We start from the raw sequence: 7,001 nt of genomic DNA on the forward strand, positions 1-7,001 counted from the left end.
ACATCGACTGGTTCAACCACCGACGTCTCCACGGCGAGATCGGGCTCATCCCGCCTGTCGAGCTCGAGGACCAGCACTACCGGCAGAAGCCCGTGACGGCTACCGTCGAAACGTCAGTTCCGAGCCTCCACTAGACCCGGTACGGGACACACCGTCTTGGACGCCGTTGGGCGCCCCGGCTACACGAGCCGCGTTGAGGGCGAGCTGCGGTAGGTGCTTTCTTCAGCCTTCCTGCTGCCAGCGCTTCAATGCTTCCACATAGGCAGGATTCACCCAGACCTGAGAACGGTTGTTACCTCTGGTAACGACTATGGGCGTGGCCTGCCGCTCAAGGTCCGCGAGATCGTCGGCAACAAGTGAGACATCATCGGGGGTGTAGGACGTTTCATGATCCCAGAAGAAGATCCGCCCGCGTGAATCCATTCCAAGCAGATTGCCCCCGGCGCAGTCCGCAATCGGGATGAACCAGGCGGGCACGCTGTCGCGAAGTTCCTTCCACCGCTCAGCGATACTCGCCGGACCTGTCGGGTCCGCAGTCAGGAAGCGGTCGACACCTACAGAGGGGTGCTGTTCCAGTTGGTTGGACCGCACCCTTACACCGTTCCGCCGGCCCTGAAGCATCGCTTTCAGCGACTCGGGAAGACGGGACCCAATGACGTCCTCCGTAGCCGATATCTGCTCAGGCGTTGCCAAAGCAGGTTCCTTACCGAAAACCGAAAATCCGCTCACTCAATGCTCCTGTCGCTGGTGGCGATGTTCAGTTCTGGCGGCCCAGACATTCGCTGATGGTCTACTCCGCCGTCCGATGAGCGCAGTGTCCACCATGTCTGCGCTTCCATCTTGCGGTCCTCCCCAATGATGGCCGCACCTCCCATGCGCCGCACGGCTTGGCACAGTCACTACAGATCGGCCTTACGGACCCTCCTCCGTATCCTGGCCGGCACGCCGAGTGAGTCGATGCGCGCTGACCGGTCCTTCGCTCCCACGCGGTACTCCAGCGCCCGATGCTCGGTGCTCGGCTCTCGCGAACGCTCGCACATGCCGCGAGTCGGAAGGGGGTCCTTTGTCGATTGACGCAAACTGTCACCGTGTCGATGCTGACCTGCCCCGTCTGTGGTGAAGAGCAAGATCCGTCCGGGCCTGGAGTCTCGTCTCACCGCGACCGAGTTTCCGCCGAGTGGGTCTCGCTATGGACGCCGTTCATCGAGGATCTTCGGGGTACGCCTGAGCGACTAGTGCACCCAAGGTGCTTCGCGGACGAAAAGGGGCTCGACGCTCTGATCGCCCTGGTGACCGAGCACGATCGCCGGATGCGTCTCGAGCTCTCCAAGTACTGGTGACGACGCGCACGCTCATGCCGCGTTGAGAGCGGGACGCCCGGTCATGTCGCAACGCAATGGCTCGATGGAACCCTTGGTGACTACGGGCCGCTAACCTCCCGGTGTGGACGAGACGTCGCTGACGCTGACTGAGTTCTTCGGCACGAGATCCGGGCGAGCCATTGGGGACGAGGGCCAGCCCGTGGACCTTGTTCCTGTGCAGGTCGGGTCGTTGACTGTGCCGTCCGGCAGGCTGGGGGCGGCCGACCCGTTCGCGTCGTTGGACAGCCCACTCGAGGTTCAGGTCGAGCCCGGCGTCTACCCAGTGATCCTCACGCTGGCCACCTACCCGGAGGACGACGACATCGAGTTCAGCGATGCCGCCTACCTGTCCCTCGTGCTGGCGGACGGCGAGCCTGTCAGCCTCGAGCCGGCACCCGAAACCTGGATTGACGGAAAGTTGTACGGCGTCACCACCTACGGAGGTGGAGTGGCCCTCGTCGACGCGCTCTCCGCCGCCGGCCACGTTCTGCCGCCCGAGTCGCCCGAACTCGAGGCCTGGATCACCATGGCCGGTCAGCATCCGCAGGGGGTCCTCAATGCGCCACTGCCGTGGGGCACCCAAGGAGAGAACGTCATCGGAGTCATGAGTCCAAGCGACGACGGCGAGTACCCGCTTTACGTAACGCGTGACGCGAGCGGCAAACCGCTCGGGGTCCATGTCGACTTCCTCGTCGTTGGAGAGGGCCGGTACCAGCTCGACGTCCATGAGTGGCCACCATCGCCAGAGGTGACCGCGACCTGGCAAAAGGGCGCGCCAACCAACCAGTAGAGGTAACGCACGCTCATGCCGCTGAAGGTCTGTGACACCGAACGTCTGAAACACTCGGCCGCATGGTCGCAGCTGTGCACTTCATTGCCACCGCGGAAGATCACGCGGCAATGCTCGACTACCTCGGCGAGCCCAACGCCGTCACCCTGCATCCCTGGCCCGTCGTGAGCTCTCCGGCGGAAATCTGGACACGGCAGCGGGCACTGACTGCTCGTCAGGTGATGATCGTGCACCGCGACCTGGGCGCGCCGTCGGTCATCCGTCCGGGTGATGCCCCCATGAAAGAGGGGACAAAGGCGGGGCTCTTCAATCGGCTCAACTGGGATCACCTGAGTCCTCAGGGAAATGCCGGCCTGGTCGACTCCAACGCCTCACCGGTCATGTTTTGGGCACCGGGGCCCTCGGCAGAGGGCGTACTCCACGGAAGCTCGCTCGGGTCCTAAGCGGACTCGATGTCCTCGATCGGCGCCGACTACGAGCGGTGGGTGACCCGAACGTTGAGCTGGGTCAGGCGACGAGGGACGAAGGTGTGGGGGCTCGAACGAGGCAGCCTCCGCCCTAATCTGGACATCGACCTCTCCCACGTCAGCGCCGTGTACGCGCTACCCGGAGCACTCGTTGCAATGGAGCGTGGCGTCCCAGTGCGCTGATGCGACGCACGCTCATGCCGCTGATCGGCTGTGCCGAATATCGGACGTTGCCTGGTGCCGCAGGTGCAGGTGCAATGTTCGGTAGAGCCAGCACTAAACGCCCACCGTCCGTTGTGCGGCCCTGCAAGGATGGAACTCATGACAGCGCCAAAACGTGACACCTTGTGGTCCCGTAGCAGCGGGCACGCAGTTCCGTCATTGTGGCTGTTGCGGTGGTCGGCATAGCGCTGGGCGTTACCTTCACGATCGTCGGCAACCTGAGCCTGGCGGGGGCCAGTCTCGGTCTGACGGGGATTGTCCTCAGCAGTCTTTCGTTGACAACGCCAGAGAGGTAGGAACGTCCGGATCTCATGGGTTCTGATATGTAGTGGCTTCCTGTCAAGAGGCAGGGTGAGGCGCCGTTAGGACAAGGAGTCCTGACGGCGCCTCTGCTTCGTCGTGGCAGTGGGCTGGCGAGCGTGCCGTTGGCGACGCGCGGTCAGACTGATATGCGCGGGTTGGCTACCGCAGGACGGTGGTTCGGCAGGAACGGTACCGCGTGTCTAGCATCGAGCGTCGCTGCACCTCAAGGGGATTCGCTGCTCATAGAACCCTCGCGGGTCGCTCCTCGCGCTGCCACCAGCCCCTTGCCTCGTCGAAGCGGTTCCGGGGTGGTCAGTCGTCCATGACGGCCAACGACCAGCACCAGCCGGCCAGCTCGCGGGCGATCGCGACGTTGGCAACGGTGTGCCGTTTGCGCCGCTCACTGAACACGACCCACCGGTGGTGCAACCGCCGGTTGCCCTCATCACCGCGAACCCGGGCAGCCGGCGAGGCGAGCTCCCACCGGTCGCGCATCGTCTTGCCCGGGACATAGCGGGCGCGGTGTGCCAGGCGGCCTCGATCAGCAGCCGCCGGACGTGGCCGTTTCCGGTCTTGGTCACCGACCCCTGCATGCGGGACGCGCCGGAAGAGTGTTCGCTGGGCACCAATCCGACGAACGAGCCGATCGTGTTGCCGGTGAACCGGTGCCAGTCGCCGATCTCGACGGCGAGGGCGAACGCCGTCAACGTGGACACTCCGCGCAGGCACCCGAGCCGGCGGACGACCGGGGTGAACTCGCTGTCCGCGGCCATCACCGTGATCGCGGCGTCGAGCCGGTCCCGGCGCGCCTGCACCGTCAGGACCGCGTCGTAGCCGGACTCGAATGCGATCCGGGTTGCTGGCGCGTCGAGGCGTTGCCGCCGCAGCCACGCGTCGTGCGCCCCGGTCCATGCCTGACCGCCGGAGTACACGATGCCTTGGCGCAGCAGCAGCTTCGACAGGCGGTGCCGCGCCCGCATCAGGTCCCCGCGACAGTCCTCCCGAGCCCTGACCAGATCCCGCGCGGCCTCGACCGTGGCGGTCGGAACCGTCACCGCGGTGACCTCGTCCAGGCGCAGCAGCCGAGCCAGGTGGACCGCATCCCGGGCGTCGGTCTTGACCCGGTCACCCGACGGGCGCTGCAGCTTCGACGGGGCCGCGACCACGCACCGCACCCCGGCCGCGTCCAACGCCCGCGCGAGGCCGAACCCCGTCGGCCCCGCCTCGTAGGTCACCGCGACCGGGCCCGGCAGGCCGGCCAACCAGGACTGGATGTGCTCGTGCGACGGGGTCAATCGCGCCTGGAACAACTCGCCCGTGACGCCATCGATCGCCGCTGCCGCGACCGATCGTGCGTGCACATCGAGCCCCACACTCGTACGCTCGGTAAACACCGGGGCCTCCCACAACTGTCGGATAGGCCGAGCAGGCAGCCCCTACTCGGTAACCCACGAACATGTGTGAGCGAGGCCCCGGCCCGCAACCCCTCAGCCATCCCGAGCGGTCACTCCATACCGTCTAGCCGAGTGCCTGGCTGTGCTGGGAGGCTCGGTTCCGGTAGCGGCTGGCGGGTCAGCACTTTCCGAATCTGATCCTGTGAGGTCTTGCGGCAGACCGTGCGCCCGCCAGTCGTGAGGAGGGCGGTGACCGCTGCTGGGATGTCGTGCCGGTCGGAAGTCGATCAGAGCACTTTGGCCATGAGATCGCTGGGAGTCCTCCTCCACGCTGCTGAACGGAACTTTGGTGTCGGCAAGGGTCAAGGAGGATCGGTGCGATGTTGTTCGTGGGTGACGACTGGGCCGAGGACCATCACGACGTCGAGCTCGTCGATGAGCACGGCAAGGTCCTGGCGAAGAAGCGTTTCCCGGAGGGCCTGGCCGGGGTGACCCGGTTGCACGCCCTGATCGCCGCGCACCTGCCGGACCCGGGCCGCGACCCCGAGCCGGCGCTGCAGGTGCTGGTCGGGATAGAGACCGAGCGCGGACCGTGGGTCGCGTCGCTGATCGCCGCGGGGTACACCGTGTATGCGGTCAACCCGAGGTCGGCGGCGCGCTACCGGGAGCGGCACTCGGTGTCCGGCGCGAAGTCCGATGCGGCCGATGCCCACGTGTTGGCCGAGATCGTCCGGTTGGACCGTGCTGAGCATCGACCGGTCGCCGGGGACAGCCCGTTGGCCGAGGGGATCAAGCTCGCGGCCCGGGCCCATCAGGGATTGGTGTGGGAACGGACCCGGCACGTGCTGCGGCTTCGGAGCGCGTTGCGGGAGTTCTATCCCATTGCGCTGCAAGCGTTCCCGGAGCTGGACGCCCCGGACGCGCTCGAGCTGCTGGCCAAGGCCCCTGACCCGGACCGTGCGGCGGCGTTGACCCGTCGCACGCTCGTCGCGGCCTTCACCAGGGCCAACCGGCGCGACCCATAGTCGCGGGCCGACACGGTCCTGGGGCTGCTGCGCGCCGAGGAGTTGCGCCAGCCCCGACCGGTGCAGGCAGCGTTCGCGGCGATCGTGACCGCCGAGGTCGCCCTCATCGCCGCCCTGAACGAGCAGATCGACACCCTGGGGCAGGTGGTGGGCGAGCATTTTGGCCGGCACCCGGCAGCGGAGCTGATCACGAGCCTGCCGGGACTGGGCCTCATCCTGGGGGCTCGCGTGCTGGGTGAGTTCGGCGATGACCCGCAGCGGTACGTCGATGCGAAAGCGCGCAAGTCCTACGCCGGGACCGCGCCGATCACCAAAGCGTCGGGAAGAAGAAGACGGTCCTATCCCGGCATGCGCGAAACAAGCACCTTGCCGACGCTGCGCAGCAGTGGGCGTTCTCCTCGATGCGCGGCTCACCCGGCGCCACGGCGTACTACCGACAGATCCGAGCACGGGGCACCAGCCATCAAGGCGCGCTACGCCAGCTCGCGAACCGGTGGATCGGCATCCTGCACGGTTGCCTCAAGACCGGCACGCTGTACGACGAAGACACCGCCTGGGCGCACATCGTCCAACGCGCCGCTTGACAGCAACAGAACCTGGGATGTCTGCCGCGATGGGTGACATTGCGACTTGAAAGGCGGGGGTCCTTGACTGTCGTCGACCAACCTTCGACAAACCTTGTGCAACGTCACGGTCGGGGCCCATAGTTGGCCCATGACGGCTGCCTTCTGGAACGTTCCCGCGTCCGGGCGGGCGGCTTCCCCTGTCTCTACAGGCTCGGTCAGTCCAGAAGAACTTCTGAGCCGGTCGGGCCGTGGCGATGAGACGGCGTTCGCACAGCTGTACGACGCCACGTCCAGCCAGCTGTTTGGCCTCGTGCTCGGGGTCGTGCTTGACGCCGCCCTCGCGGAAGAGGTGGCCCAAGAGGCGTACCTTCGCGTGTGGCGGCACAGTGCCCGGTTCGACCCCAACCGCGGTAGTGGCCTGGGCTGGATCATGACGACTGCCCGACGGGCAGCGGTCGACCGCGTCAAAAATGGAGCCTCGCCCACAACCTCGACGACGATCTCAGGATCCCCATTCCCGTCTGCGGCGCCGGCCATGTGAGTCGGCTCCAGCGGCGCGTGCACGATGGACCGGTCCAGAGCCATGCTGCACAAGGGCTGAAACCCAACACGACTGTTGCTCCCGGGGGACGACGTGCAGGTCTGTGGCCCGGCCGAGTCCGCATGGAGCGCTGCCCATCAGGTCACTCGAAGGCCCTGAACCGCGGATCATGCACCTCAGGGCCCCGGTGCTTCCCAGTACCGGGCGAGGTCAGTCAGGGTCAGTCGACGTCGTGGACGAGGGTGGCCGAGATGACCGTGGACGGCGCTGCGCTGAGTAGGTCGCCGAGCTCGTTCTGCGCGTCATCGCGCGTCTGCCTCACGGCCTCAGCG

General features: G+C 66.4%; 4 protein-coding genes and 2 pseudogenes. 4 read left to right on the top strand and 2 right to left on the bottom strand.

Annotated features, from left to right (window positions below; translation table 11 throughout):
• Positions 1 to 222 precede the first annotated feature (222 nt).
• Positions 223 to 729, bottom strand: coding sequence for an SMI1/KNR4 family protein (locus AC1DIW_RS21720; RefSeq protein ID WP_478110893.1), 507 nt, complete (start codon positions 727 to 729; stop codon positions 223 to 225).
• 714 nt (positions 730 to 1,443) lie between these two features.
• Between AC1DIW_RS21720 and AC1DIW_RS21725 the strand changes: the two genes are divergently transcribed.
• Both AC1DIW_RS21725 and AC1DIW_RS21730 read left to right on the top strand, forming a co-directional pair.
• Entirely contained in the window at positions 1,444 to 2,151 is a 708-nt protein-coding gene (locus AC1DIW_RS21725) for a DUF4241 domain-containing protein (RefSeq protein ID WP_478110895.1), read from the top strand.
• A 62-nt stretch (positions 2,152 to 2,213) separates the two neighbouring features.
• On the top strand, positions 2,214 to 2,594 hold the full coding sequence (locus tag AC1DIW_RS21730; protein WP_478110896.1) for a hypothetical protein: 381 nt from the start codon (positions 2,214 to 2,216) through the stop codon (positions 2,592 to 2,594).
• 861 nt (positions 2,595 to 3,455) lie between these two features.
• Here AC1DIW_RS21730 and AC1DIW_RS21735 read toward each other — a convergent pair.
• A pseudogene (locus AC1DIW_RS21735) lies at positions 3,456 to 4,537 on the bottom strand (IS110 family RNA-guided transposase).
• A 380-nt stretch (positions 4,538 to 4,917) separates the two neighbouring features.
• Between AC1DIW_RS21735 and AC1DIW_RS21740 the strand changes: the two are divergent.
• Both AC1DIW_RS21740 and AC1DIW_RS21745 read left to right on the top strand, forming a co-directional pair.
• A pseudogene (locus tag AC1DIW_RS21740) lies at positions 4,918 to 6,146 on the top strand (IS110 family RNA-guided transposase).
• Between the two features lie 130 nt (positions 6,147 to 6,276).
• Positions 6,277 to 6,669, top strand: coding sequence for a sigma factor (locus AC1DIW_RS21745; RefSeq protein ID WP_478110897.1), 393 nt, complete (start codon positions 6,277 to 6,279; stop codon positions 6,667 to 6,669).
• Positions 6,670 to 7,001: the final 332 nt, after the last annotated feature.

The sequence above is a fragment of the Terrabacter sp. 01T434 genome (assembly GCF_056398545.1).

What these genes read in the sequence shown, in the direction of transcription:
- AC1DIW_RS21730 (WP_478110896.1), top strand. Translation starts at nt 2,214, where the DNA reads ATGGTCGCAGCTGTGCACTTCATTGCCACCGCGGAAGATCACGCGGCA.
- AC1DIW_RS21745 (WP_478110897.1), top strand. Translation starts at nt 6,277, where the DNA reads ATGACGGCTGCCTTCTGGAACGTTCCCGCGTCCGGGCGGGCGGCTTCC.